The organism is Enterobacter cloacae complex sp. P2B (assembly GCF_014895985.1).
Lineage (GTDB): Bacteria > Pseudomonadota > Gammaproteobacteria > Enterobacterales > Enterobacteriaceae > Enterobacter > Enterobacter bugandensis.
On sequence record NZ_JADBQQ010000022.1, the window covers coordinates 159,108 to 182,702 of the forward strand.

Here is a 23,595-nt window from a genome sequence, read left to right on the forward strand (position 1 = left end):
TACGTTCAGATCTGGCCAAAGCGGCCGGAGTTGAAATCACGAATGGCTTCCGCGATCTCGGTTTTACTGTTCATCACAAACGGGCCGTAGCCCACAATCGGTTCATTCAGCGGCTCACCGGCCATCAGCAGCAATTTCGCGTCGCTGTTCGCTTCCAGATGCAGCTTTTCACCGCTCTGACTTAGCACAACCAGCTGCGCTTCACCCGCTGGCGTGGTGCCGTTCACCGTTACGCTGCCCTCAAGTACCACCAGCGCCGTGCTCCAGCCTTCGGGCTGGTTGAGCGTCAGATGGCTGCCCTGGTTAAGCGCGATGTCCCAGACGTTCAGCGGTGAGAAGGTATGGGCCGGGCCCGTCACGTCCTCAAGGCGACCGGCGATGACCCGCAGCGTGCCGCTGTTATCCGGCAGCGTGACCACCGGGATATCCGCTTTGGTGATGCTCTGGTAGCCGGGCGTCGCCATTTTGTCTTTGGCGGGCAGGTTGACCCACAACTGCATCATTTTTAGTTCACCGCCTTTCTGCGCGAAGGCGCTGGAGTGGAACTCCTCGTGCAGGATGCCTGCGCCCGCCGTCATCCACTGCACGTCGCCGGGGCCAATAATGCCGCCTCTGCCGGTGGAGTCGCGATGCTCCACTTCGCCGGCGTAAACGATGGTCACCGTTTCAAAGCCGCGATGAGGATGCTCGCCCACGCCGCGTTTCGCGCCGTCCGCCGGGAAGGTGTACGGTCCGGCATAGTCCAGCAGCAGAAACGGGCTCAGCGGCTCGCCGTGCGTCTGGTAAGAAAACATTGAACGAACCGGGAAACCGTCACCGACCCAGTGCGGACGAGGTGCGGTATAAACGCCTGTTACGTTTTTCATGATGAACTCCTGATGTTCTGTTGATGTAATTAGCTTATATTCAGGGTTAATATCCCGGTAGATAGTGAAAATGACATTCACTGTTCTGAATATGGAACGATGAGGGCGTATGCAGGATCTCAATGATTTCGCGTGGTTTGTGAAGGTGGTGGACCATGGTGGATTTGCGGCGGCGGGTCGGGCGCTCGATCAGCCCAAGTCAAAACTGAGCCGGCGAATTGCCCAGCTGGAAGAGCGCCTTGGCGTTCGTTTGATCCAGCGTACCACCCGGCAGTTTACGGTGACGGAAGTGGGGCAGACGTTCTATCAGCACTGTAAAGCCATGCTGGTAGAGGCCGAAGCTGCGGAGGAGGCGGTGGCGGCGTTGCAGGCCGAGCCACGCGGCGTGGTCAGGATCACCTGTCCGGTCACCTTGCTGCACGTGCACGTGGGGCCCATGCTGGCGCGGTTTATGGCGCGCTATCCGGGGATCAATCTTCAGCTTGAGGCCACGAACCGACGGGTCGATCTGGTGGGCGAGGGCATCGACGTGGCGATCCGCGTTCGTCCACGTCCGTTTGATGACAGCGACCTGGTGTTAAGAGTGCTGGCAGACAGGGGACACTGCCTGGTGGCGAGCCCTGCGCTGATTGCGCGGATGGGTCACCCTGCCGTGCCCTCTGAGCTGAGCGAGTGGCCGGGTTTGAGCATGGGGGTGGGAAAGCAGCTGCACAGATGGGAGCTGAGCGGGCCGGAAGGAGCGAAAGCCGCGATTCATTACACGCCGCGCTTTATTACCACCGACATGCTGGCGCTGCGTGAAGCGGCGATGGCGGGGGTGGGCGTGGTGCAGCTGCCGATTTTGATGGTCAAGGATCAGCTGGCATCCGGGGAACTGGTAAGGGTGCTGGACGCATGGGAACCCCGACGGGAAGTGATTCACGCTGTTTATCCTTCCAGGCGAGGTTTGCTGCCGTCCGTCAGAACGCTGGTGGATTTTCTTACTGAAGAGTATGCGCGGATGGTGGAGGAGTAACGATCCCCTCGCCCTTTTGGGGAGAGGGTTAGGGTGAGGCGCTCAGGCTGCACCGAGCTGAATATAGCACCGGGGGGGATTGACTCGCTTCGCTCGCCCTGCGGGCAGCCTGTTCGCTTTGCTCACAGTCTGTCCAACTGGCTGCGCCAGTTGTCGAACCCCGGTCGGGGGTTCTCATCCCCCCGCAGGCGTGCAACATGCGAAAAAAAAGCCCGCATTTTCATGCGAGCTCTTCTTAAAATATGGCGGTGAGGGGGGGATTCGAACCCCCGATACGTTGCCGTATACACACTTTCCAGGCGTGCTCCTTCAGCCACTCGGACACCTCACCATATTGTCATCCCGTTGTTGCTGGGACGGGCGCTAATGTAAGGAAAAGCCGAACTGCCGTCAACCCACTTTTTCAGTAATTTAGCGCGTTTAGACAAACTTCAGGCAACATGATTCTTAAATGTGCTGAAAGCGTCTTTTTTATCAACAACACGGTCACGCAATAAATTTGCTATGCTGACCGTCCAGTTAAAAAGCAAAATAAATCAGCGCAATAAAAGGCAGGATTGACTATGGATATACTCTTCTATCACCCCACTTTTGATACGGCTTACTGGATTAAGGCACTTTCTGCGGCACTGCCGGGCGCTCGCGTTCGTGAGTGGAAGCGGGGCGATAACGAACATGCTGACTACGCGCTGGTCTGGCATCCGCCGGTAGAAATGCTCCAGGGCCGTAAGCTGAAGGCCGTGTTCGCGCTTGGAGCCGGCGTGGATTCCATTCTGAGCAAGCTGAAAGCACACCCTGAAATGCTGCCGGAAGATATTCCTCTGTTCCGCCTGGAAGATACCGGTATGGGCCAGCAAATGCAGGAATATGCCGTCAGCCAGGTGCTGCACTGGTTCCGCCGCTTTGATGACTATCAGGCGCTTAAGCAGCAATCCCGCTGGGAGCCGCTGCCTGAATATCCGCGCGAAGCGTTTACCGTTGGTATCCTCGGCGCGGGCGTGCTGGGTTCGAAAGTGGCTGAAGCGCTCGCGCCGTGGGGTTTCCCGCTGCGCTGCTGGAGCCGCAGCCGTAAAGACTATCCGGGCGTTGAGAGCTTTGCCGGAACGGATGAGCTTCCGGCCTTCCTGAACGGCACGCGTGTGCTGATTAACCTGCTGCCCAATACGGCGGAAACGGTGGGAATTATCAATGATGGCCTGCTCAACCAGCTGGACGACCAGAGCTACCTGATGAATCTGGCGCGCGGCGTGCATCTGGTCGAGCCAGATCTGCTGAAGGCGCTGGACAGCGGGAAGCTTAAAGGCGCCATGCTGGATGTCTACAGCCGTGAGCCGCTACCGGAGGAAAGCCCGCTGTGGCGACACCCGCGCGTGGCAATGACTCCGCACGTTGCCGCCGTGACGCGACCTGCCGAGGCGGTGGCCTATATCTCGCACACGATCGGTGAAATAGAGAAGGGTAACCCGGTCACCGGACAGGTCGACCGACAGCGCGGCTACTGAGAGAAACCCGGCGTTCGCCGGGTTTTTGCTAATATTCGCCGCTGATAACTGCTATCCTTTGGAAAAAACGCAGAGGAGAGAAAGATGTATCCCGTTGACCTGCATATGCACACCGTCGCCAGCACCCACGCGTATAGCAACCTCCATGATTATATTGCCCAGGCGAAGCTTAAGGGCATCAAGCTGTTCGCGATAACCGATCACGGCCCGGATATGGCGGATGCGCCGCACTACTGGCATTTTGTGAATATGCGTATCTGGCCACGTCTGGTGGACGGCATTGGGATACTGCGCGGCATTGAGGCGAACATCAAAAACACCGACGGTGAAATTGACTGTACCGGCCCGATGCTGACCTCCTTAGATCTGATCCTTGCCGGCTTCCATGAGCCGGTTTTCCCGCCGCAGGATAAAGAGACCAATACCGCGGCGATGATTGCCACTATTGCCAGCGGCAATGTGCACATCATCAGCCATCCGGGCAATCCGAAATACCCGATTGATATTCCGGCCGTGGCGCAGGCCGCGGCGAAACACCGCGTGGCGCTGGAGATTAATAACTCCTCGTTCGTGCACTCGCGTAAAGGCAGTGAAGCCAACTGTCGCGAAGTGGCTGCCGCCGTGCGTGATGCGGGTGGCATGGTGGCGCTGGGCTCTGATTCGCACACGGCCTTCACGCTGGGGGATTTTAGCGAGTGCCTGAAAATATTGCAGGATGTGGATTTCCCGGAAGAGCGCATCCTGAACGTCACGCCGCGTCGTATGCTTGATTTCCTCGAGTCGCGCGGCATGGCGCCGATTGATGAATTTGCCGATCTTTAATTGAATAACGGAATAAAACAATGAATGAATTTTCCATCCTTTGCCGCGTGCTGGGCTCCCTGTATTACCGCCAGCCGCAGGACCCGCTGCTGGTGCCGCTGTTTACGCTGATTCGCGAAGGTAAACTGGCGCAGAACTGGCCGCTGGAACAGGATGAGTTACTGGAGCGCCTGCAGAAAAACTGCGATATGCAGCAGATCTCAACGGACTACAATGCTCTGTTCGTGGGCGAAGAGTGCCGCGTGTCGCCGTATCGTTCCGCCTGGCAGGAAGGCGCGACCGAAGCGGAAGTGCGGGCATTCCTTTCAGAACGCGGGATGCCGCTGAGCGATACCCCAGCCGATCATATCGGTACGCTGCTGCTGGCCGCGTCCTGGATCGAAGACAACGCTGGCGACGATGAAAATGAAGCCATCGGGATCCTCTTCGAAACGTATCTGCTGCCGTGGGTGGGGACCTTCCTGGGAAAAGTGGAAGCCCATGCCACCTCTCCGTTCTGGCGAACGCTGGCCCCGCTGACGCGTGACGCCATTGCAGCAATGTGGGACGAGCTGGAAGAAGAGAGCGAAGAGTGATGTAAATCACAAAAATCCTGCAACGATACATTTCAACTTGCACGTAATGTGCTTCTGATCTCATTTCTATGGCGCGCTTCTGCTAAGATGCGCGCCATGAACATATTACTTTGTATTGCAATCACGACGGGCATCCTCTCCGGTATTTGGGGATGGGTAGCGGTGTCTCTCGGTCTGTTAAGCTGGGCTGGCTTCCTGGGCTGCACGGCCTATTTCGCCTGTCCTCAGGGGGGGCTGAAAGGGCTCTTTATCTCAGGCTGCACGCTGATGAGCGGCGTTATCTGGGCGCTGGTCATCATGAAAGGCAGCGCGCTGGCGCCGCATCTGGAGATGCTGGGGTACGTCATGACGGGTGTCGTCGCCTTCCTGATGTGCATCCAGGCGAAGCATCTGCTGCTGTCGTTTGTGCCGGGAACCTTTATGGGGGCCTGCGCAACCTTTGCCGGGCAGGGGGACTGGAAGCTGGTGGTTCCTTCCCTGGCGCTGGGGCTGCTGTTTGGCTACGCCATGAAGAACAGCGGTCTTTGGCTGGCGGCGCGACGGGAAAAAACGCAAAACATCACCGCGATGAGTGAATAAAAAAAAGGCGAGATAATCATCTCGCCTTTTTTTATGCGCTGCCCGTCAGGATTCCGGAGGCACCGACATATCACGGTATTTCACCAGGATCGGGTTCTGCACGTCCGCTTTGTTTTGCAGATCCCACAGCCCGCGATCGATACCATCGTTGATTAAGAAGATCACGCCGGTTTCAATGGCTGACATAAGACACATCATGACCGGTTCGTTAGAGGTGTAGCCAATTTCTCCCTCCAGCAGGCGCTGGTAATCAATAAAGCGGAATACCCCAGCCTGAACTTCATAAGACAAAATCGTTTTGCTGGTGTTGACCGAAGAGAGCACTTCACCGGTACTGACGTTCACGACGCGCAGGTTAACCGCAATTTGGTCGAGCTGGTACTGGGTATCTGCGCCGATACCGAAGTAGCGCGCGCCCACGCCACCCGATTTCACATTGCTCTCGTAACCGATAATCGACCCTTCAATCATCACGTTTGCGGCGGCCAGAGACTGCAGAGGCATCCGGTTATTGTCCGCAACGGTGCCATTCTCCTGCGCGGCACGAATGATTTTTCGTTCATTTAACAGATTCTGAAGCCCCTGGCGTTCCAGCGGAATAAACCAGTGCGAATCTTTAAGTGCAGTCACCAGCATGGCGGTGGCGCTTTGCGGCACCGCGGTGGAGAAGTTACTTGCCGGATAAGGCTTAAATTGTCCGGTTTCATCCTGAATGTTGTATACCGAGACAAATATCTTGCCCGTAGGTGAAGGCAAATGGGTTAAATCACGGTAACTCTGGGCCCGCGGCATTAATGTGGGTTTTGCAGCTTCTTTAGGCGGAGCAGTTAAACAACCGCTCAATAAGCACACTGCAACAAATATCAGGAAGCGCTGCATGGTCGTTGTCCTTATTTAGCTATTGTTTAAAAGTCAGTTGAATTATTTTGCAGGCCGGAAACCTCTATGGTGGAAGTTTTTCCGGTTTTACGATCGGTCACATTCAACTGGAGCTGTCCGTCCCTGTTGGCGATGTCGACGATAAAGTCGTTGGTCATCATTCGGCCGGGTTTGCCGGTATTAATGTTGGTCAGCAATCCCCCTAAAATCTGCGACTGGATAGCCTGGGTGAAGTTATCCAGTGCGGAAGGGGTATCAACGGTAAAATCCTGAAAGCTCGGATCTTTATAGGAGTTTTGTGCCTGAGCTTGATTCAGCAGAAAGGCACCGTTGTTGGGGTTACCGCCAAAGTTAGGGTTACGGAACTGGAAGGTCATATTTCCGGCCCAGCTCAGGGGAGCAATAAGCATGATCGAAACAACTGCATATGCAATACGCATGACAGCCTCCGCATATCGGTTCGCTAGAACTCATCTTTTGCTAAATCGCTGGTGCTTAATAGGGCTTTATCTATTTGCAGGCGATTAATAGCGTCTTCAGTTTGAGCCAGTGCTAAGGCTACGTTTTTATCGAAGTCTGTTTTCGAGGGGAATAAAAACGTTTGATAAATAACGTCCTGATTGGCCGTTATGGTTATCCAGCTTCCCCATCGTGCACTGGGCCGCTCGTTGATTGTTAAATTACCCGTGTAGGGACTGTCCCATTTATCGCTGAAGGCCCGGTAAAAACTGTGCCCGATCGATGAAACAGTGTGGTCAGTTAACAATCCGGGAACTTCGACCTCAACGGCCTGCAGGTTCCCTGCAGCGAGCAGGAGACTCGCTGCGGCGATCCAACTCAACGTGCGCTTCATGTGATTAACGCCTGAGGTTATCGTTTGCCCATGAAACCGCCTGAGTTCGGTTTTTAACAGCTATCTTCTTGAAAAGATTATAAAGGTGCGTCTTTACCGTATTTTCGCTGATAAATAACGAACGGGCGATTTCAATATTTGAAGCACCAATGCGTAATTTGTTCAGGATCTCTTTCTCACGGTGGGTGAGCAGCGCTGATTCCGAACTGTTATAGCGGTAATTTCCGGAGTGCGTGATGAGGTAGCTGGCCAGCTTTTGCGAGAAATAGCATTCGCCGCGCAATATGCCTTGCAGACCATCTACCACCCGAACCTCTTCTTCAGTGACGTAGAACACGCCATTGATATGCGGCCAGCTTTCAATATCTCTGAAAGGATATTCATCAGGCGTATTCAATAATAACACGCGGATATTATTGTTTTTCCTGCTTAAGTTATCTTGCCAGTAATGGATAAGCTTTTTATCGGCTTCCATCATATCAAACAGAATGATGCTGCCAGGCGCAATATCATCAAAAGAACGTTGAATATTATGCAATTTCCCGTTCAGTGATAGAGATTGCTTTAAATGTTGTAATAAAGCTGTCGCTTGCAGAGAAGGTTTTGTGATCAACAGTAATGTATGACCATGTAAACTATGGACTTCATTATACATGATGAAACCCCACTTATTTTTGGCACCTGACAGCCGCCCTCTCTGTAAAGAAAAGGGCACCAGAAGTACTGACAGATGTTGCACTGCTGTGTGTAGAATCAGAACATAACCTCCACAGGGAGGTAAATATAAAACCAATTTCGTACATCTAATTTCAATCTAGCTTTTACGAATTTTAAAGCAAGCGTTAATCATGTAACAAGATGTAAAAATCAATATTAATTTGTGAAAATTGCAGATTTTGAATGTTGCTATTTGATATGAAAGTTGTACATGGAAATAGTTGTGCATAGATTTTAAAAATCATACAAATATAATTAACCAGTTAATATTTATAAGTATTTATTATTTTCTTTAGTTTGTACCCAGGTATGAGTAACTGATACTTTCTAAGTCATGCCGCTCTGGTTTTTTTGGCTTAAGAAAACTCGCCTTGTGTCACGCCCTGAAGAAAATGTCATCCTGGCGTTACGCTTAAACAACGCGGGAAGGGGCATGGACGGCTGTCTCACCGTTGTACAACTTGTCGCGCATAAATATTTCATAAAAAATAAAAACGGCCTGTGTCATGCCTTTTATGGTGCAAATTACAACTTTGTTGTGACCTGAAAAATAAAAATAAGCCGCGCGGGTGAGATATTTAAAATGTTTCAGCGGACATACTCTTCACCGTAACGACGCGTTAACAAAAACGAGTCGTTTAATACGAAATACGATCAGGGTGTTTTCAGGTAGCCGGGTCCAGGGTGACAACATGAAAAACACATCGTTATTTTTGATGTTTACATTACTGGGTGCGCCTGGATTTGTAACCGCCGCGAATTCAGATTTAGCAAACGCTGAATATAATTTTGCGGTTAATGAATTAAGTTATTCATCATTAAATCAGGCAGCCATTATTGGTCAACAGGGCGTATTTAATGACGCTCAGCTTCGCCAGGAAGGATCGAAACTCTTGTCCGTCATTTCTCAGGATGGGGCAGGCAACAGAGCGAGAGTTGATCAATCAGGGACTTACAATATTGCCTGGATCGATCAGAGCGGTAACGGGAACGATGCAGGTATTACGCAGGATGGATATGGTAATAGTGCGAAAATTATCCAGAAAGGGTCGGGTAATAGAGCAAATATTACGCAGTACGGTACGCAGAAAACCGCAGTTGTAGTGCAGAAACAGTCGCAGATGGCAATTCGCGTTATTCAGCGCTAGCTATTTCGCGACGACATTAATCAATCCGATGGGGGTTTACCATGAAATTTATCAAAGTGGCAGCACTTGCAGCAATCGTCGTTTCTGGTAGTGCTATGGCTGGTATGATTAATCAGGGCGGATGGGGTCATGGACACGGTCATGGCGGAAACAGTGGTCCAAATTCAACCCTGAATATTTATCAGAACGGTGGCGGTAACTCCGCGCTGGCGTTGCAGACAGATGCCAGAAATTCCGTTCTTAATATTAGCCAGACCGGTGGCGGTAACGGGGCTGATGTCGGTCAGGGTTCTGACGACAGCAAAATCAACCTGACCCAGAACGGCTTTGGCAACAGTGCGACACTCGATCAGTGGAACAGCAAAAAATCCGTTATGAATGTTAGCCAGTACGGCGGCCTTAACGGTGCGCTCGTAGACCAGACGGCGTCTAACTCCACCGTCAACGTTACCCAGATCGGCTTTGGTAACCACGCGACAGCGCATCAGTACTGATACTGAAATCTGTACTACAAAAAAACAGGGCCGATGCCCTGTTTTTTTTCGGGAGTTCTTCATGAATACCATCATTCTCCTTGCCGCGCTTTCCGGGCAGATAACCTTTCAAACGTCACAGCAGGGAAATATGACGACCATTATTCCGCAGGTCATTTTGACGGAACCGTGTGATTGTCAGGTTCAGATCCTCTCTTTGAAGGAAGGGCAGAGTGGGCAAAGTGCTTCGCGACAGCAAAATACCCTTTTTATTCCCGCTAATCAGCCGATTGATTTAACGCGGTTGAGTTTAACTATTTCTGCGGAAGACACGATAAAAATCGTTGTCACCGTCACGGATGGAAAAGCGCTTCATTTATCACAGCAGTGGTCGTCAGCCGGGGGTGCGCTGTAAATATTCATGAAATCAATGCATTGTGAATATTTGCCGTTGAACTAAGCTGTTATCAGGAACTGCGTTGTTAGGTTCCGTAACGTCAGCCTTCGTTTGCATAATGAAGCGCGTTTGCCCCTCATGGACGATTTTCATTGAGGAGTACATATCGTGACCCACTCTTTTGCACATCTTATTTCAGGTCTGGGCCTGCTTGTTTCGGCATTTATCGCTCCAGCTTATTCGGCCACGCTCGCGCAGGGCGGCGTTATTCACTTTCGCGGCGCAATCGTTGCTGACCCTTGCGAAGTTACACAGCAGCAGCGGCAGCTGGCGGTGTCGTGTCCGGAAAAAAATCGTATGCAAACGCGTATGGTGAGTTACGGCGACGCGCTGAACGGCAAGGCGACGGCTTCCGGCCTGGCGACAGTGAATATGACGTACCTGAATCCTGAAAAAACGCTCGCGGTTGTTCAGATCCAGTACCGTTAATACCCGTGCGTGCCCGTCGGCGGACGCGGTTTTACGCCTATCGTTTTTCTCAATAAACCCTCTGCGATACACTTATAAAAAAGGCGGGCAGCAGAGGGGCTTTATGAAACCGCAAATTGAAGTTATTCATGGCGATATTACGACAGTTCATGTCGACGTCATCGTCAATGCGGCCAATCCTTCCCTGATGGGGGGAGGAGGCGTAGACGGCGCTATTCACCGGGCTGCCGGACCGCAGTTACTGGAAGCCTGTAAAATGGTGCGTCAGCAACAGGGTGAATGCCCACCGGGCCATGCGGTGATTACGCTGGCGGGCAACCTTCCTGCCAAAGCGGTGATTCATGCTGTCGGGCCCGTGTGGCACGGCGGAGACCAGCATGAAGCGAGCCTTCTGGAGGAGGCATACCGAAACTGTCTGCGGCTTGCCGCCGACAACGGCTATAAAACGATGGCGTTCCCGGCCATCAGCACCGGCGTGTATGGATATCCTAAGGCGGCAGCGGCGACCATCGCCGTCGAAACGGTTTACCGATATTTGTCGCTTAAACCGCTGCCAGAGAAGGTGATTTTTGTCTGCTTCGATGAAGACACCACGCATCTTTATCAGCGGCTTCTGACTCAGCGCAGACAGGAGCTGGAGAGTTGAAGCGAAGGCGGCGCACCGTGAGTGCGCCGCGCTGCTCAGGCGGCTTTCGGCTGAGGTTTTCCTGAAAACAGGAAGCGCAGAAGAGGGATCCGCAGATGGATCTCGTAGAGTACGACGGCAATCCCCACCACAAACACCAGCCCGGTAAAGAAGCCCAGCGTGTTGGATGCGATATGCGGCGTGATGTATGCCCCGAAGAACAGCGTCAACGGGTGGTGCACCAGATAGATAAACAGTGAGGCATTGACGAAGTAGGTCACGCGGCTGGACTTAAAATTCAGCAAACGGTGGCCGAGCGCGAACACCACGTTCACCATCCATAAGCCCAACAGCATGGTGATCACGCTTTCCGTTTCATACATCCAGGCGTCGCCGCTCCCGTAGCGCTGGTTCAGCAGGTAGGCCACGAAGGCAATGGCCGCACCTACCGCGCACCACGGTGACGGGGTGGTAAATAGCGCTTTAAGCCTCGGATGAATAAAGGCCAGCGCGCCAATCAAAAAGAACGGAATGTAGAACAGCGACTGCATCACCACAAAATTGAACAGGCCGTCGCTTAGTATCGGTGGATAGACAATAAACAGCGTGCGTCTCACCGCGGCATAGGCGATCCCCAACAGTAAGAAGAGCACCGACAGTTTGCCCAGCGTGACGTTAGCGAAGAAAGAGTCTGCTGTCGTGCTGAGATGACGGCGCAGGCGGCTGAAAATCACCAGACTGACCGTGGTCAGCACCACCAGAACCAGCAGGAACCAGAGGTGAGACACCAGCTCCCAGACCAGCGTGTTGTACTTTTCATACAGCGAGAGATTCGGCCAGTTCTCCGCCTTGCCTTTAACGTATTGCAGCATAATGAACTGCGGCAGCGTCAGCAGTGGTATGGCGGTTAACATGGGAATACCTACGCGCTCTACGCGCACTTTCCACCAGCGCTTAAGCGGATAGCGTAAAAAAAGCATGTACGAGAAATAGCCGGAGATGACAAAAAACACCTGCATGCGGAAGGCGTGAATAAAGTCATTAAACAGCGTCAGCCACCAGGAGGGCATCTGGCTATTAACATGCCACGTGTGGCTGGAGTAAATCAGTGAAATATGAAAGGGGATCCCCAATAGCATCAGCCATGCCCGGATCGAGTCGAGGAAATATTCCCGTTGTGTCGGTGTTGTGCTCATATAACGTTGCGCATTCTCAGACTTTTCGCCTTATCCCTAAGGCTCATAATGGTTACATTCGACGCCAACCCTACACCAAGACCGACACACTGTCTCCAGGATAAGCACGCAAAGTGAATAACGGGTTCTTTCATTTGCTTAATCCATGAGCCAGCAGCTGAACAAAGCAGTGATTATGTTGTCGGATTGCCTGAGTTTCCATTAAAATGGATCGGATCGATATAAGCACACAAAGGGGGAAGTGCTTACTTATTATGAAACATAAACCACAGATGATGAAAATGCGTTGGTTGGGTGTTGCGGTGGTGTTATCACTGTATACCTCATCGGCACTGGCCTTTAACATCGACGATGTCGCAAAACAGGCAAAATCGATGGCAGGCAAGAGCTACGAAGCGCCGAAAAGTAACCTGCCCTCCGTTTTCCGCGACATGAAGTATGCGGACTATCAGCAGATCCAGTTCAACCACGATAAAGCGTACTGGAACAACGTTAAAACCCCGTTCAAGCTTGAATTTTATCATCAGGGTATGTACTTCGACACTCCTGTTGCCATCAATGAAGTGACGGCGACCGCGGTACGTAAGATCAAGTACAGCCCGGATTACTTCAATTTTGGCAATGTGCAGCACGACAAAGATACGGTGAAAGACCTGGGCTTCGCAGGCTTCAAGGTGCTTTACCCGATCAACAGCAAAGATAAAAACGACGAAATCGTTAGCATGCTTGGCGCCAGCTACTTCCGCGTGATTGGCGCGGGGCAGGTGTACGGGCTTTCTGCGCGCGGTCTGGCTATTGATACCGCGCTGCCATCAGGTGAAGAGTTCCCGCGTTTCCGCGAGTTCTGGATTGAGCGTCCAAAACCAACGGACAAACGTCTGACTATTTATGCGCTGCTGGATTCCCCACGCGCAACCGGTGCCTATCGCTTTGTGATTATGCCAGGTCGTGACACGGTCGTTGACGTGCAGTCTAAGGTTTACCTGCGTGACAAAGTGGGCAAACTGGGCGTCGCTCCGCTGACCAGTATGTTCCTGTTTGGGCCGAACCAGCCGTCACCGGCAACCAACTTCCGCCCGGAACTGCATGACTCCAACGGTCTGTCTATTCATGCCGGTAACGGTGAGTGGATCTGGCGTCCGCTGAATAACCCGAAACATCTGGCGGTCAGCAGCTTTGCGATGGAAAACCCGCAGGGCTTTGGCCTGCTGCAACGTGGCCGTCAGTTCTCTCGCTTTGAAGATCTCGACGACCGCTATGACCTGCGTCCAAGCGCCTGGGTTACGCCGAAAGGCGACTGGGGTAAAGGCAAGGTAGAGCTGGTTGAAATCCCAACCAACGACGAAACCAACGACAACATCGTCGCATACTGGACGCCGGATCAGCTGCCGGAAGCCGGTAAAGAGATGAACTTCAAGTACACCATTACCTTCAGCCGCGATGAAGATAAGCTGCATGCGCCGGATAACGCGTATGTGACGCAGACTCGCCGCTCTACGGGTGACGTGAAGCAGTCTAACCTGATCCGTCAGCCTGACGGTACGGTAGCGTTTGTCGTGGACTTCACCGGCCAGGATATGAAGAAACTGTCTCCTGATACTGCGGTGTCGGCCCAGGCCAGCATCGGTGACAACGGTGAAATCGTAGAGAACACCGTGCGTTACAACCCGGTAACCAAAGGCTGGCGTCTGACCCTGCGCGTGAAAGTGAAAGATCCGAAACAGACCACTGAAATGCGTGCTGCGCTGGTCAGTGAAGATCAGCCGCTGAGTGAAACCTGGAGCTACCAGCTACCTGCCAATGAATAATACATCTGAATATATTGATGCCATGCCGCTGACGGATATCGAAAAAGCGGCGCTGCCTAAGAGCGACATCCGCGCGGTTCATACCGCGCTGGATGGCGAACATCGTCAGTTTTCCCGTGATGATGATACGCCGCTGGGGTCAGTCAAGGCGCGTCTGGAGCAGGCCTGGCCGGACTCGCTGGCAGAAGGGCAGTTGATTAAAGACGACGAAGAACGCGATCAGCTTCAGGCGATGCCGAAAGCGACGCGTTCCTCAATGTTCCCCGATCCATGGCGCACCAACCCGGTTGGCCGCTTCTGGGATCGCTTGCGCGGGCGTGACGTCACGCCGCGCTATCTGTCGCGCCTGACGAAAGAAGAGCAGGCCTCCGAACAGAAATGGCGTACCGTGGGGACAATTCGCCGTTATATCCTGCTGCTTCTGACGCTGGCGCAGACGGTTGTCGCGACCTGGTATATGAAAACCATTCTGCCTTACCAGGGCTGGGCGTTTATCAACCCGACGGACATGATGGGCCAGGATCTCTGGGTCTCCTTCATGCAGCTGCTGCCGTATATCCTGCAGAGCGGCATTCTCCTGCTGTTCGCGGTCCTCTTCTGCTGGGTCTCGGCCGGTTTCTGGACCGCGCTGATGGGCTTCCTGCAGCTGCTGATGGGACGGGACAAGTACAGCATTTCGGCGTCAACGGTCGGGGATGAACCCCTCAATCCCGAGCACCGTACCGCACTGATTATGCCTATCTGTAACGAAGACGTTGACCGCGTATTTGCGGGGCTGCGTGCAACCTGGGAGTCCGTAAAGGCAACCGGTAATGCGGCGCATTTTGACGTTTACATCCTGAGTGACAGTTACAACCCAGATATCTGCGTTGCAGAACAAAAAGCCTGGATGGAGCTGATTGCAGAAGTGCAGGGCGAAGGACAGATCTTCTACCGCCGCCGCCGCCGTCGCGTGAAGCGTAAAAGCGGCAACATCGATGACTTCTGCCGCCGCTGGGGTAACCAGTACAGCTACATGGTCGTGCTGGATGCTGACTCCGTCATGAGCGGTGACTGCCTGAGCGGTCTGGTGCGTCTGATGGAAGCCAACCCGAACGCGGGGATCATTCAGTCTTCGCCAAAAGCATCCGGCATGGACACCCTGTACGCGCGCTGCCAGCAGTTCGCCACCCGTGTTTACGGCCCGCTGTTTACCGCCGGTCTGCACTTCTGGCAGTTGGGTGAGTCGCACTACTGGGGCCACAACGCCATTATCCGCGTGAAGCCGTTCATCGAACACTGTGCGCTGGCGCCGCTGCCGGGCGAGGGTTCGTTTGCCGGTTCGATTCTGTCGCATGACTTCGTGGAAGCGGCGCTGATGCGTCGTGCTGGCTGGGGCGTCTGGATTGCCTACGACCTGCCGGGATCGTACGAAGAGCTGCCGCCGAACCTGCTGGACGAGCTCAAGCGCGACCGCCGCTGGTGTCACGGTAACCTGATGAACTTCCGCCTGTTCCTCGTAAAAGGGATGCACCCGGTTCACCGTGCGGTGTTCCTGACGGGCGTAATGTCTTATCTCTCCGCACCGCTGTGGTTTATGTTCCTCGCGCTCTCCACTGCGCTGCAGGTCGTCCATGCCCTGACGGAGCCGCAATACTTCCTGCAACCGCGCCAGCTGTTCCCGGTGTGGCCGCAGTGGCGTCCGGAGCTGGCGATTGCGCTGTTTGCTTCCACCATGGTGCTGCTGTTCCTGCCTAAGCTGCTCAGTATCATCCTGATCTGGTGCAAAGGCTCGAAAGAGTACGGCGGATTCTTCCGCGTCACCCTTTCGCTGCTGCTGGAAGTGCTGTTCTCCGTGCTGCTGGCGCCGGTGCGTATGCTGTTCCACACCGTGTTTGTGGTCAGTGCCTTCCTGGGCTGGGAAGTGGTCTGGAACTCACCGCAGCGTGATGACGACTCCACGCCGTGGAGTGAAGCCTTCATGCGTCACGGGTCTCAGCTGCTGCTGGGCCTGGTGTGGGCGGCCGGAATGGCCTGGCTGGATCTGCGCTTCCTGTTCTGGCTGGCGCCGATTGTCTTCTCGCTGATCCTGTCGCCGTTTGTGTCCGTGATCTCCAGCCGTTCAACGGTAGGGCTGCGTACCAAACGCTGGAAACTGTTCCTGATCCCGGAAGAGTATTCCCCGCCGCAGGTGCTGGTGGATACCGATACCTATCTGGAGCAGAACCGTAACCGCACGCTGGACGATGGCTTTATGCACGCCGTGTTTAATCCGTCATTCAACGCTCTGGCGACGGCAATGGCCACTGCGCGCCACCGCGCAAGCCAGGTACTGGAGATTGCCCGCGATCGTCACGTTGAGCAGGCGCTTAACGAGACCCCGGAAAAACTCAATCGCGACCGTCGTCTGGTGCTGCTGAGCGATCCGGTCACGATGGCAAGACTTCACTATCGCGTATGGTCCGCTCCGGAGAAGTACTCTTCGTGGGTGAACTACTACAAAGAGCTGAAGCTGAACCCGCTGGCGCTGAAGGCGAAGTAAGCGGTTAAGCAAGGCGGGTAAGCAAAGCGCCACCCGCCAGATAAAATACCGGCTGTGAGGCCGGTATTTTTTTAGAGGTTACTGATGAAAATAATCATCGTCGTCATGATGGCATGCCTGCTGAGCGGCTGCGGCAGCATCATCAGCCGCACTATTCCAGGTCAGGGCCATGGCAACCAGTACTACCCGGGCGTAAAATGGGATGTCCGTGATTCCGCATGGCGCTACCTGACGGTGCTCGATCTGCCGTTCTCGCTGATTTTCGACACGCTGTTGCTGCCCATCGATGCCAGCCACGGCCCGTACGAGTAGCGTAAATTAACGCTCGTCCCATTCATCGGCTGCGGTTTGACCTTCTTCCGTATCCAGCGGTGGCTCGAGCTGAAATTCGCCCTCATCCCACTCGTGCAGCGTATTCTCCTCCAGCCATTCCTGGCGTAACTCGATTTCATCATAGTCGCCATCAAACACGGCCTGCGCACCTGCACCGCTCAGGACCGGCAAACATTCCCCTTCTTCACCTTCGTCGGCAAAGAATTCGGCCTGCCACATAATATCCCCATCCTGCAGAACATATTTTTGGATATTAAGTTGTTGCACGTCAGCATCTTCTTCCTCAACGCCGGGATTATCGGCAAGGAACTCTTCACGAGCGGCATCAATAGCTTCTTCCAGCGTGGCGTACATGGTCATTGGTGTCTCCCTGTTTTCCAGAAGGTTTCAGGGAAAGAATAGCTGAATATCAGATTCTGCAAGTATGAATGCGAAAATAAGCCGTCAGGCGTTCTTCTTATTCCGTCACCGGCCGTAACGCGCGGGATAAACTGAACCACGAGTAAATCGCGTTGAACAGCACCACGCCTGCCGTCACGATAAAGACGGCGCGAAAACCGAAGCTGGCGGAAATACCCGCCCCGAGAAGCGGCCCGGTGACGTTACCGATATCGCGAAACGACTGGTTATAGCTAAAGATACGCCCGGCAATCTGATTCGTGGAGTTGTAGACCAGCAGGGTCTGTACGGCGGGCAGCAACGCCCCGTCGGCGGCACCCAGCAAAAAGCGAAGCACGCCCAGCTGCCACGGAGAGTGCACCATCGACATGGGGATAAGCAGCAGGACGGAAATGATCAGTGCCCAGATCAGGATCTTTTCCGGGCCGACCCGGTCACCCAATTTCCCCAGTCTCGGTGCGCTAACCAGCGCCGCCACGCCGGGCACAGAAGCAATCAGTCCGCTGATAAATGCAATATTGCTGACGGTACCCGCCAGGTCGCGAACGTATAGGGTGAGAATAGGAGCGATCGATCCGGTTGCCACCTGAATGATCAATGTCGTTACGAACAGGCTCAGCACCAGTCTGGGATTTTTAAGCGAGGTCAGCACGTCTCTGGCGTGAAGCATCTCTTTTTTGGCGACGGGCGTAAATTTTTCACGGATGCAGACCAGGGTGACGATAAAGCACAGGAACAACACGCTGGCGGTGATGAAAAAGACCGGGCGCAGGCCGTAGTTATCCGCCAGTAATCCCCCCGCCAGCGGCCCAAGCAGGGCGCCGCTCACGCCACCGGTTGAGAGCGTGCCAAGCGCCCAGCCGCTCTTATGGCGAGGAATTTGCGTAGCGATCAGGGCGTTCGCGTTGGGAATAAATCCGCCCAACAAGCCCAGTAATGCGCGCAATATCAGGAACTGCCAGACGTTCTGCGCCACGCCCATCAGCGCCATGATTATCGCCATCCCCAGCGCCGAACGCAGCAGCATGATTTTACGTCCCTTGCGGTCGGCAAGGCCGCCCCAGAAGGGCGAGGCAATGGCGGAAAAGAGAAACGTGATGCTGAATACCAGGCCAGACCACATGTTGAGTGCGCTATGGCCCGTCACGCCCAGCTGTTCGACGTAGAGCGGCAGGAAAGGCATGACCAGGCTAAACGCCGCGCCGGTAAGAAAACAGCCAAGCCACGCAACCGTGAGGTTACGCTTCCAGTTTATGGGGGCATCTGAGGGTGTCATAACAATCCGCATAGTGAGGTGCAGAGCACCTGAGGCATGAAGTAATAAGCCTGCTAATTATGCGCCTGGGTTATGATTGCCGCAATGAGGGGGAGCTTTTAAAGCTAAAATAGCATGCGGCCCTGAGGGCCGCATGATGATCAATAGCGGGAAGGCGTGCCTTCTGGCCGCGTTTTAAAGCGTCGATGCAGCCACATGTACTGCTCGGGTGCCAGCATGATGCACTTCTCCACAACGCCGTTCATCCAGCGTGCGGTGGTTTCCGCATCTTCCAGCGGCGGCGCGAGTTCCGGCTCAAGCATCATCAGCTCGTAGCCTGAGCCATCCGGCATACGGCGGGGAACAAAGGGAACGATGGCGGCTTTGGACATCCGCGCCAGCATCCAGGTGCCGGTCGTGGTGGCGGCCTCATCAACGGCGAAGAAGGGGACAAAGACGCTGGCCTGGGGGCCATAGTCGTGATCGGGAGCATACCAGACCACTTCACCGGACTTCAGCGCGCGGATCATGCCCTTCAGATCCTTACGGTCGATCATGCTTTTGTTGGAGCGCATGCGGCCGTTGGTCTGGATGAGGTCGATAACCGGGTTGTCGTTAGGACGATAAACCCCGATGCCGGGCGCCTGCATGCCAAACATACGCGCCCCGATTTCGAGCGTCAGGAAATGGACGCCGATCAGCAGCACGCCGGTCTGATTGGCCTGAAGCGTATGCACCGGCTCCATGCCGGTGCCTGTAACCTTGCTCCAGCGGGCCATACGTTTGTCCGACCAGAACCACGCCATTCCGGTCTCCATGAGACCCATGCCGACGGATTCGAAATTCTTCGAGACCATATCATGGCGCTCTGCCTCGCTCATCTGCGGAAAGCACAGCTCAAGGTTACGATACGCGATGCGGGCGCGGCGCTTCATAAGCGTTTGCGCGAGTCGGCCTAATGATGTACCTAACCGGAAGATAACAGGGTAGGGAAGCTGTACCAGTAGCCATAAAAAGCCAATGCCAAGCCAGGTCATCCAATAGCGGGGGTGCAAAAGGGCGACGGTAAATTTTGGTAACTGGGTCATGTCTTTCCTGTGTTCAAACGTCCTGTTTCGCTATTGTCGCATTTTTTGAGACGTAGCCAAAATATCTGCCGTCGAAACCTGCACGACGACGGCAATTGTTAAGCCTGATTCATCAGGGTGTGTGAAATGTAGCGTAAATTGTGTGGATGTAAATTGGTTTTGTTTGCTATATGATGCCGACCGATTTTGATTCTCTCTGACGATTGCAGGACTTGTACACCATGCCAGTGTTACACAACCGCGTTTCGAATGAGATGTTAAAGGCGCGCATGTTGGCTGAAACCGAACCGCGCACGACCATCTCCTTCTACAAATACTTCACCATCGACGATCCGCAGGCGACCCGCGATGCGCTTTATCAGGCCTTCACGGCGCTGAACGTTTTCGGGCGCGTCTACCTTGCCCGCGAAGGCATTAACGCGCAGATTAGCGTGCCGGAAAGCAAAGTGAATGCGTTCCGCGACGCGCTTTATAGCTTCGATCCGGCCCTCAACGGCTTACGCCTGAACATTGCCCTGGATGACGATGGAAAATCGTTCTGGGTGCTGCGCATGAAGGTGCGTGAACGCATCGTGGCGGACGGTATTGACGATCCTGAGTTTAACCCGGCGGACGTCGGCGAATATCTGAAGGCCGCGGAAGTGAATGCGATGCTGGACGATCCGGATGCCGTGTTCATTGATATGCGTAACCACTACGAGTACGAAGTGGGGCATTTCGAAAACGCGATGGAGATTCCGGCCGATACCTTCCGCGAGCAGCTGCCTAAAGCGGTGGAGATGATGCAGGAGCATAAGGATAAAAAAATCGTTATGTACTGCACCGGCGGTATCCGCTGCGAGAAGGCCAGCGCGTGGATGAAGCACAATGGGTTCAACAAGGTCTGGCACATTGAAGGCGGTATTATTGAGTACGCCCGCCGCGCCCGTGAGCAGGGCTTACCGGTACGCTTTATCGGTAAAAACTTCGTCTTTGACGAGCGCATGGGCGAGCGCATTTCAGAAGATGTGATTGCCCAGTGCCACCAGTGCGGCGCGCCGTGCGATACCCACACCAACTGCAAAAACGACGGGTGTCATCTGCTGTTTATTCAGTGCCCGGCCTGTGCCGAGAAGTTTAACGGCTGCTGTAGCGAGCTGTGCAGCGAAGAGAGCGTCCTGCCGGAAGAAGAGCAGCGTCGTCGTCGCGCGGGGCGTGAAAACGGTAATAAGATTTTTAATAAATCACGCGGCCGTCTGAATACCAAACTGGGTATTCCTGACCCGGAATGATAATAACGCCCGGCACGGCGAAAGCCTGCCGGGCGAATCTATTACGACTTCTGCTGCACACCTTCAACGGAAATAACCAGCTCAACGTCCTGCGACGCCGGGCCTAAATCCGTTGTGATATTAAAATCTTTCAGGTGAATTTTACCCGCCGCTTCAAAACCTGCGCGTTTTCCGCCCCACGGATCGTCGCCCTGACCGACCAATTTCGCATCCAGAGTAACGGGTTTGGTTACGCCATTCAGCGTCAGATTCCCGGTAATAGCCAATTTATCACCGTCTTTCTTAACTTCCGTGGAGGTGAAGGTGGCCTGTGGGAATTTTGTGACGTTGAGGAACTCTGCGCTGCGCAGGTGTTTATCGCGCTCAGCATGGTTCGTGTCGACGCTGTTCGTATTAATGGTCACATTGACTTTATCTGCCGCAGGATTTTTCTCGTCAAAAGTAAATGTGCCGTCGAAATCTTTAAAGGTGCCGTACAGCCAGCTGTATCCCAGGTGCTGAATGCGGAAATTGACGAAAGCGTGCTGGCCCTCTTTATCAATTTTATAGTCAGCCGCTACGGCAGAACCGGTGGTAAATAACAGAGAACCGAGGGCAATACCCAGCAGGTGTTTTTTCATTTTATGCTCCAGAGTCAACTGACGAGCGGCCAAGCATGCGCTTGAGCGTATCGTCTTTATCAATAAAATGGTGTTTAAGGGCGGCGAGCCCGTGCAGTACGGACAGGATCACCACGCTCCAGGCAAGCCAGAGGTGAACGACGCCTGCCGTATCGGCCTGAGCCCCGGCATCGCTGAGCGTTGCCGGAACCTCGAACAGGCCAAAAACGCTAATTGGTTTGCCGTCTGCCGTTGAAATGAGATAGCCGCTGATCAGAATGGCGAAGAGCAGTGCGTAAAGCGCAATATGCGCGGCAACGGCGCTGACGCGGGTTATTTTTCCGTATGTCTTTAGTGGCGCGGGCGGTGGGGAAATATGTCGCCAGATGGCGCGAAATACCAGCCCCAGCATCAGCAGAACCCCGATGCTTTTATGCAGCTCGGGTGCCTGATGATACCAGCCATCGTAATAGCTGAGCGTGACCATCCAGAGTCCAAGTCCGAACATACCGTAGACGGCAATGGCAAATATCCAGTGCAAACTTATGGATATTATTCCGTAGCGCCGGGAGGAGTTACGCAATTGCATCAGAATGTCCATTTTCAAATTAACCGAAAGGTAAAAATGAACGGGAAGACGCGATATTGCAACTGAAATAATTGACTATTGATTTTTATTTTATTTATTTCAGCGATTTTGAAAAGAAACGGCGAGATTAATTCAATGGCTTCGTGCAAGACGTATTTAGCAGAAGAAAAAATCTTAAATAAACATAAAGTAACGTCAGTTAACGTCAATTGTCACTTTCAATAAAACACAATGTATATAACATCAACGATAGCGAGCAGCGCCCACAATAAGATATAGAGCATAAAGTGTTCGCGAATGTTATTGATGAGGAAATCCACTATCCTGCGCATAACGCCCCACAATTGAGTACGAAGAAAACGGGCCCCGATACCGCCGGAGCCCGTGGCCGATTATCCGTTAAAACGCGAGAGTGAGAACGGCGTCAGATCAAACTGTGGCGTGATACCCTGGGCAAACTGCGCGGCGATTTCACCCAACACCGAAGCGAACTTAAAGCCGTGGCCACTCAGCCCGGTAATCAGCAGGGTGTTGTCATGTCCCGGCAGCGTATCAATGATAAAGTCTTCATCCGGCGTGTTGTCATAGGTGCAGGCCGCGCCATAAAGCAGGCCGCCGACGCCCGGGAGAATATTGCGCAGGAACGAGAAGGCTTCTGAGCCGTCCTGCGGGCAGGCGCCAAACGGCTTGCGCTCCTCAGGTGAGGAGATGACCTGCCCGCCGTTGTGTTTTCCAATCTTGAGAGCGTCCTTCTCGGAAGGGAAACCGTAGAACTGATCGCCGTTGGGTAACTCGCCGGTAAACGCCGGGAATTTATTTTGCGCGCTGTAACGCCCGTCCGACTGGAACCAGGAGAAGACCTTGCGTACCGGCTGGATCGGCAGGTCCGGGAGCAGGCGGGTAACCCAGGTTCCTGCGCTAATTAGCAGGCGGGAAGCCGAATATTCCCCGTCTACGGTTTTCACCGTAACGCCGTTTGCATCATGCGTGATGGCCTCTACGGGGCAATTGAACAGCTGCGCACAGCCCGCTTTGGCGGCAAGATCGACCCAGGTTTTGATCGCCGTTTCACAGTGCAGCACACCGGAGTTGGCTTCAAAGAGGCCAATATAATCCTCAGGGACGGTAATTTCGGGCCAACGCGCGCTAATGCCCGTCGCGTCCAGCTTTTCAACGTCCAGATTGTAGGCTTTCGCGCTGCGTTCGACGCCTGCGAGAAATTCAGAGTGGGCCGGGCCCAGATTGATAACGCCGGTACGTTCGAAAATGCGCTCTTCAGTCTGTTTTGCCAGCTCGTCCCACAGCGTCTGGGCGCGAAGCACCAGCGGAACGTAGCGCTCCCCCTCGCCATAGGCATGGCGAATGAGACGGGTGTCGCCATGATGGCTACCTTCGCTATGCGGCGGCAGGTGGGCGTCAATCATCAGGACGTTTAGCCCTGCCTGCGTTGCGTAATAACCGGCGGCCGATCCAACGGAGCCGCTACCAATAATGATTAAGTCGTATCTCATATGCATCTCGTAAACTTACGGTTTGTTAGCAGAGTAATTAACAACGCGGGCGTAAACAAGCGGGAAATAAATAAGGCACCGCGAG

General features: G+C 53.9%; 27 protein-coding genes and 1 tRNA gene. 14 read left to right on the top strand and 14 right to left on the bottom strand.

Going from position 1 to position 23,595, the window contains the following annotated elements:
- Nucleotides 1-5: 5 nt before the first annotated feature.
- The gene (locus IM313_RS19335; protein ID WP_048999532.1) at nucleotides 6-866 is read right to left on the bottom strand and encodes a pirin family protein; all 861 of its coding nucleotides are present in this window, start codon (nucleotides 864-866) and stop codon (nucleotides 6-8) included.
- 109 nt (nucleotides 867-975) lie between these two features.
- Between IM313_RS19335 and IM313_RS19340 the strand changes: the two genes are divergently transcribed.
- On the top strand, nucleotides 976-1,881 hold the full coding sequence (locus tag IM313_RS19340; RefSeq protein ID WP_059356856.1) for a LysR family transcriptional regulator: 906 nt from the start codon (nucleotides 976-978) through the stop codon (nucleotides 1,879-1,881).
- 243 nt (nucleotides 1,882-2,124) lie between these two features.
- Here the strand turns inward: IM313_RS19340 and IM313_RS19345 are convergent.
- Nucleotides 2,125-2,212 (bottom strand) — tRNA-Ser (locus tag IM313_RS19345).
- A 232-nt stretch (nucleotides 2,213-2,444) separates the two neighbouring features.
- On the opposite strand from IM313_RS19345, the gene ghrA reads away from it, so the two are divergent.
- From ghrA to IM313_RS19365, 4 genes are all read left to right on the top strand, one after another.
- The gene (ghrA, locus tag IM313_RS19350) at nucleotides 2,445-3,383 is read left to right on the top strand and encodes a glyoxylate/hydroxypyruvate reductase GhrA (RefSeq protein ID WP_048998816.1); all 939 of its coding nucleotides are present in this window, start codon (nucleotides 2,445-2,447) and stop codon (nucleotides 3,381-3,383) included.
- A gap of 84 nt (nucleotides 3,384-3,467) precedes the next feature.
- Nucleotides 3,468-4,205, top strand: coding sequence for a phosphatase (locus IM313_RS19355; protein WP_048998815.1), 738 nt, complete (start codon nucleotides 3,468-3,470; stop codon nucleotides 4,203-4,205).
- Between the two features lie 20 nt (nucleotides 4,206-4,225).
- Nucleotides 4,226-4,780 carry a molecular chaperone gene (locus tag IM313_RS19360; protein ID WP_048998814.1) on the top strand — a complete coding sequence of 185 codons (555 nt, stop codon included), beginning with the start codon at nucleotides 4,226-4,228 and terminating at the stop codon, nucleotides 4,778-4,780.
- Between the two features lie 96 nt (nucleotides 4,781-4,876).
- Nucleotides 4,877-5,359, top strand: a complete 483-nt coding sequence (locus tag IM313_RS19365) for a DUF1097 domain-containing protein (RefSeq protein WP_072252624.1) — start codon at nucleotides 4,877-4,879, stop codon at nucleotides 5,357-5,359.
- A gap of 45 nt (nucleotides 5,360-5,404) precedes the next feature.
- On the opposite strand, the gene csgG is transcribed toward IM313_RS19365, so the two are convergent.
- Genes csgG through csgD form a run of 4 tightly spaced genes read right to left on the bottom strand, consistent with a single transcriptional unit; the run spans nucleotide 5,405 to nucleotide 7,746 of the window.
- Nucleotides 5,405-6,238, bottom strand: coding sequence for a curli production assembly/transport protein CsgG (gene csgG / locus IM313_RS19370; protein WP_028012674.1), 834 nt, complete (start codon nucleotides 6,236-6,238; stop codon nucleotides 5,405-5,407).
- A gap of 26 nt (nucleotides 6,239-6,264) precedes the next feature.
- Entirely contained in the window at nucleotides 6,265-6,678 is a 414-nt protein-coding gene (csgF, locus tag IM313_RS19375; RefSeq protein WP_028012675.1) for a curli production assembly/transport protein CsgF, read from the bottom strand.
- Between the two features lie 23 nt (nucleotides 6,679-6,701).
- Nucleotides 6,702-7,091: a curli production assembly/transport protein CsgE gene (csgE, locus tag IM313_RS19380; protein WP_048998812.1), complete on the bottom strand. Its 390-nt coding sequence runs from the start codon at nucleotides 7,089-7,091 to the stop codon at nucleotides 6,702-6,704.
- 4 nt (nucleotides 7,092-7,095) lie between these two features.
- Nucleotides 7,096-7,746, bottom strand: coding sequence for a biofilm master transcriptional regulator CsgD (gene csgD / locus IM313_RS19385; protein ID WP_028012677.1), 651 nt, complete (start codon nucleotides 7,744-7,746; stop codon nucleotides 7,096-7,098).
- 754 nt (nucleotides 7,747-8,500) lie between these two features.
- Between csgD and csgB the strand changes: the two genes are divergently transcribed.
- The 5 genes from csgB to ymdB all read left to right on the top strand — a co-directional run bounded on the left by csgB (nucleotide 8,501) and on the right by ymdB (nucleotide 10,961).
- A complete protein-coding gene (csgB, locus tag IM313_RS19390; protein WP_028012679.1) occupies nucleotides 8,501-8,956 on the top strand; it encodes a curli minor subunit CsgB in 456 nt (151 codons plus the stop codon).
- Nucleotides 8,957-8,997: 41 nt separating this feature from the next.
- A complete protein-coding gene (gene csgA / locus IM313_RS19395; protein ID WP_047368274.1) occupies nucleotides 8,998-9,450 on the top strand; it encodes a curli major subunit CsgA in 453 nt (150 codons plus the stop codon).
- Nucleotides 9,451-9,511: 61 nt separating this feature from the next.
- Nucleotides 9,512-9,844 (top strand): curli assembly chaperone CsgC, encoded by a 333-nt coding sequence (gene csgC / locus IM313_RS19400; RefSeq protein ID WP_192970897.1) that lies wholly within the window; start codon nucleotides 9,512-9,514, stop codon nucleotides 9,842-9,844.
- A gap of 150 nt (nucleotides 9,845-9,994) precedes the next feature.
- Nucleotides 9,995-10,315 (top strand): type 1 fimbrial protein, encoded by a 321-nt coding sequence (locus IM313_RS19405; protein WP_045261657.1) that lies wholly within the window; start codon nucleotides 9,995-9,997, stop codon nucleotides 10,313-10,315.
- A 103-nt stretch (nucleotides 10,316-10,418) separates the two neighbouring features.
- Entirely contained in the window at nucleotides 10,419-10,961 is a 543-nt protein-coding gene (gene ymdB, locus IM313_RS19410) for an O-acetyl-ADP-ribose deacetylase (RefSeq protein WP_045630081.1), read from the top strand.
- 35 nt (nucleotides 10,962-10,996) lie between these two features.
- Here ymdB and mdoC read toward each other — a convergent pair whose 3' ends face one another.
- A complete protein-coding gene (gene mdoC, locus IM313_RS19415; RefSeq protein WP_192970898.1) occupies nucleotides 10,997-12,136 on the bottom strand; it encodes a glucans biosynthesis protein MdoC in 1,140 nt (379 codons plus the stop codon).
- A 254-nt stretch (nucleotides 12,137-12,390) separates the two neighbouring features.
- Here mdoC and mdoG point away from each other — a divergent pair, with 254 nt between their 5' ends.
- The 3 genes from mdoG to IM313_RS19430 all read left to right on the top strand — a co-directional run bounded on the left by mdoG (nucleotide 12,391) and on the right by IM313_RS19430 (nucleotide 16,777).
- The gene (gene mdoG, locus IM313_RS19420; protein WP_028012685.1) at nucleotides 12,391-13,944 is read left to right on the top strand and encodes a glucans biosynthesis protein MdoG; all 1,554 of its coding nucleotides are present in this window, start codon (nucleotides 12,391-12,393) and stop codon (nucleotides 13,942-13,944) included.
- Nucleotides 13,937-16,465: a glucans biosynthesis glucosyltransferase MdoH gene (gene mdoH / locus IM313_RS19425; protein WP_192970899.1), complete on the top strand. Its 2,529-nt coding sequence runs from the start codon at nucleotides 13,937-13,939 to the stop codon at nucleotides 16,463-16,465. The genes mdoG and mdoH overlap by 8 nt, the downstream gene beginning before the upstream one ends.
- Nucleotides 16,466-16,549: 84 nt before the next feature.
- Nucleotides 16,550-16,777, top strand: a complete 228-nt coding sequence (locus tag IM313_RS19430) for a YceK/YidQ family lipoprotein (RefSeq protein ID WP_013097162.1) — start codon at nucleotides 16,550-16,552, stop codon at nucleotides 16,775-16,777.
- A gap of 6 nt (nucleotides 16,778-16,783) precedes the next feature.
- On the opposite strand, the gene IM313_RS19435 is transcribed toward IM313_RS19430, so the two are convergent.
- The 3 genes from IM313_RS19435 to IM313_RS19445 form a co-directional block, all read right to left on the bottom strand.
- The gene (locus tag IM313_RS19435; RefSeq protein ID WP_028012687.1) at nucleotides 16,784-17,158 is read right to left on the bottom strand and encodes a MysB family protein; all 375 of its coding nucleotides are present in this window, start codon (nucleotides 17,156-17,158) and stop codon (nucleotides 16,784-16,786) included.
- A 97-nt stretch (nucleotides 17,159-17,255) separates the two neighbouring features.
- The gene (gene mdtG, locus IM313_RS19440; RefSeq protein WP_048998807.1) at nucleotides 17,256-18,473 is read right to left on the bottom strand and encodes a multidrug efflux MFS transporter MdtG; all 1,218 of its coding nucleotides are present in this window, start codon (nucleotides 18,471-18,473) and stop codon (nucleotides 17,256-17,258) included.
- Between the two features lie 140 nt (nucleotides 18,474-18,613).
- Nucleotides 18,614-19,540: a Kdo(2)-lipid IV(A) acyltransferase gene (locus IM313_RS19445; protein WP_028012689.1), complete on the bottom strand. Its 927-nt coding sequence runs from the start codon at nucleotides 19,538-19,540 to the stop codon at nucleotides 18,614-18,616.
- A 221-nt stretch (nucleotides 19,541-19,761) separates the two neighbouring features.
- Here IM313_RS19445 and IM313_RS19450 point away from each other — a divergent pair, with 221 nt between their 5' ends.
- Nucleotides 19,762-20,811 (top strand): rhodanese-related sulfurtransferase, encoded by a 1,050-nt coding sequence (locus IM313_RS19450; RefSeq protein WP_028012690.1) that lies wholly within the window; start codon nucleotides 19,762-19,764, stop codon nucleotides 20,809-20,811.
- A 41-nt stretch (nucleotides 20,812-20,852) separates the two neighbouring features.
- Here IM313_RS19450 and IM313_RS19455 read toward each other — a convergent pair whose 3' ends face one another.
- The 4 genes from IM313_RS19455 to solA all read right to left on the bottom strand — a co-directional run bounded on the left by IM313_RS19455 (nucleotide 20,853) and on the right by solA (nucleotide 23,510).
- Nucleotides 20,853-21,431: a YceI family protein gene (locus tag IM313_RS19455; protein ID WP_048998806.1), complete on the bottom strand. Its 579-nt coding sequence runs from the start codon at nucleotides 21,429-21,431 to the stop codon at nucleotides 20,853-20,855.
- A 1-nt stretch (nucleotide 21,432) separates the two neighbouring features.
- Nucleotides 21,433-21,999 carry a cytochrome b gene (locus tag IM313_RS19460; protein ID WP_028012692.1) on the bottom strand — a complete coding sequence of 189 codons (567 nt, stop codon included), beginning with the start codon at nucleotides 21,997-21,999 and terminating at the stop codon, nucleotides 21,433-21,435.
- Between the two features lie 218 nt (nucleotides 22,000-22,217).
- Nucleotides 22,218-22,331 carry a YceO family protein gene (locus tag IM313_RS19465; protein ID WP_032644857.1) on the bottom strand — a complete coding sequence of 38 codons (114 nt, stop codon included), beginning with the start codon at nucleotides 22,329-22,331 and terminating at the stop codon, nucleotides 22,218-22,220.
- A 60-nt stretch (nucleotides 22,332-22,391) separates the two neighbouring features.
- Nucleotides 22,392-23,510, bottom strand: coding sequence for an N-methyl-L-tryptophan oxidase (solA, locus tag IM313_RS19470; protein ID WP_049120009.1), 1,119 nt, complete (start codon nucleotides 23,508-23,510; stop codon nucleotides 22,392-22,394).
- Nucleotides 23,511-23,595 lie beyond the last annotated feature (85 nt).

Excerpts from the sequence above, each read along its gene's own strand:
- IM313_RS19335 (WP_048999532.1), bottom strand. The coding sequence starts at position 866 with ATGAAAAACGTAACAGGCGTTTATACCGCACCTCGTCCGCACTGGGTC.
- IM313_RS19340 (WP_059356856.1), top strand. The coding sequence starts at position 976 with ATGCAGGATCTCAATGATTTCGCGTGGTTTGTGAAGGTGGTGGACCAT.
- ghrA (WP_048998816.1), top strand. The coding sequence starts at position 2,445 with ATGGATATACTCTTCTATCACCCCACTTTTGATACGGCTTACTGGATT.
- IM313_RS19355 (WP_048998815.1), top strand. The coding sequence starts at position 3,468 with ATGTATCCCGTTGACCTGCATATGCACACCGTCGCCAGCACCCACGCG.
- IM313_RS19360 (WP_048998814.1), top strand. The coding sequence starts at position 4,226 with ATGAATGAATTTTCCATCCTTTGCCGCGTGCTGGGCTCCCTGTATTAC.
- IM313_RS19365 (WP_072252624.1), top strand. The coding sequence starts at position 4,877 with ATGAACATATTACTTTGTATTGCAATCACGACGGGCATCCTCTCCGGT.
- csgG (WP_028012674.1), bottom strand. The coding sequence starts at position 6,238 with ATGCAGCGCTTCCTGATATTTGTTGCAGTGTGCTTATTGAGCGGTTGT.
- csgF (WP_028012675.1), bottom strand. The coding sequence starts at position 6,678 with ATGCGTATTGCATATGCAGTTGTTTCGATCATGCTTATTGCTCCCCTG.
- csgE (WP_048998812.1), bottom strand. The coding sequence starts at position 7,091 with ATGAAGCGCACGTTGAGTTGGATCGCCGCAGCGAGTCTCCTGCTCGCT.
- csgD (WP_028012677.1), bottom strand. The coding sequence starts at position 7,746 with ATGTATAATGAAGTCCATAGTTTACATGGTCATACATTACTGTTGATC.
- csgB (WP_028012679.1), top strand. The coding sequence starts at position 8,501 with ATGAAAAACACATCGTTATTTTTGATGTTTACATTACTGGGTGCGCCT.
- csgA (WP_047368274.1), top strand. The coding sequence starts at position 8,998 with ATGAAATTTATCAAAGTGGCAGCACTTGCAGCAATCGTCGTTTCTGGT.
- csgC (WP_192970897.1), top strand. The coding sequence starts at position 9,512 with ATGAATACCATCATTCTCCTTGCCGCGCTTTCCGGGCAGATAACCTTT.
- ymdB (WP_045630081.1), top strand. The coding sequence starts at position 10,419 with ATGAAACCGCAAATTGAAGTTATTCATGGCGATATTACGACAGTTCAT.
- mdoC (WP_192970898.1), bottom strand. The coding sequence starts at position 12,136 with ATGAGCACAACACCGACACAACGGGAATATTTCCTCGACTCGATCCGG.
- mdoG (WP_028012685.1), top strand. The coding sequence starts at position 12,391 with ATGAAACATAAACCACAGATGATGAAAATGCGTTGGTTGGGTGTTGCG.
- mdoH (WP_192970899.1), top strand. The coding sequence starts at position 13,937 with ATGAATAATACATCTGAATATATTGATGCCATGCCGCTGACGGATATC.
- IM313_RS19430 (WP_013097162.1), top strand. The coding sequence starts at position 16,550 with ATGAAAATAATCATCGTCGTCATGATGGCATGCCTGCTGAGCGGCTGC.
- IM313_RS19435 (WP_028012687.1), bottom strand. The coding sequence starts at position 17,158 with ATGACCATGTACGCCACGCTGGAAGAAGCTATTGATGCCGCTCGTGAA.
- mdtG (WP_048998807.1), bottom strand. The coding sequence starts at position 18,473 with ATGACACCCTCAGATGCCCCCATAAACTGGAAGCGTAACCTCACGGTT.
- IM313_RS19445 (WP_028012689.1), bottom strand. The coding sequence starts at position 19,540 with ATGACCCAGTTACCAAAATTTACCGTCGCCCTTTTGCACCCCCGCTAT.
- IM313_RS19450 (WP_028012690.1), top strand. The coding sequence starts at position 19,762 with ATGCCAGTGTTACACAACCGCGTTTCGAATGAGATGTTAAAGGCGCGC.
- IM313_RS19455 (WP_048998806.1), bottom strand. The coding sequence starts at position 21,431 with ATGAAAAAACACCTGCTGGGTATTGCCCTCGGTTCTCTGTTATTTACC.
- IM313_RS19460 (WP_028012692.1), bottom strand. The coding sequence starts at position 21,999 with ATGCAATTGCGTAACTCCTCCCGGCGCTACGGAATAATATCCATAAGT.
- IM313_RS19465 (WP_032644857.1), bottom strand. The coding sequence starts at position 22,331 with ATGCGCAGGATAGTGGATTTCCTCATCAATAACATTCGCGAACACTTT.
- solA (WP_049120009.1), bottom strand. The coding sequence starts at position 23,510 with ATGAGATACGACTTAATCATTATTGGTAGCGGCTCCGTTGGATCGGCC.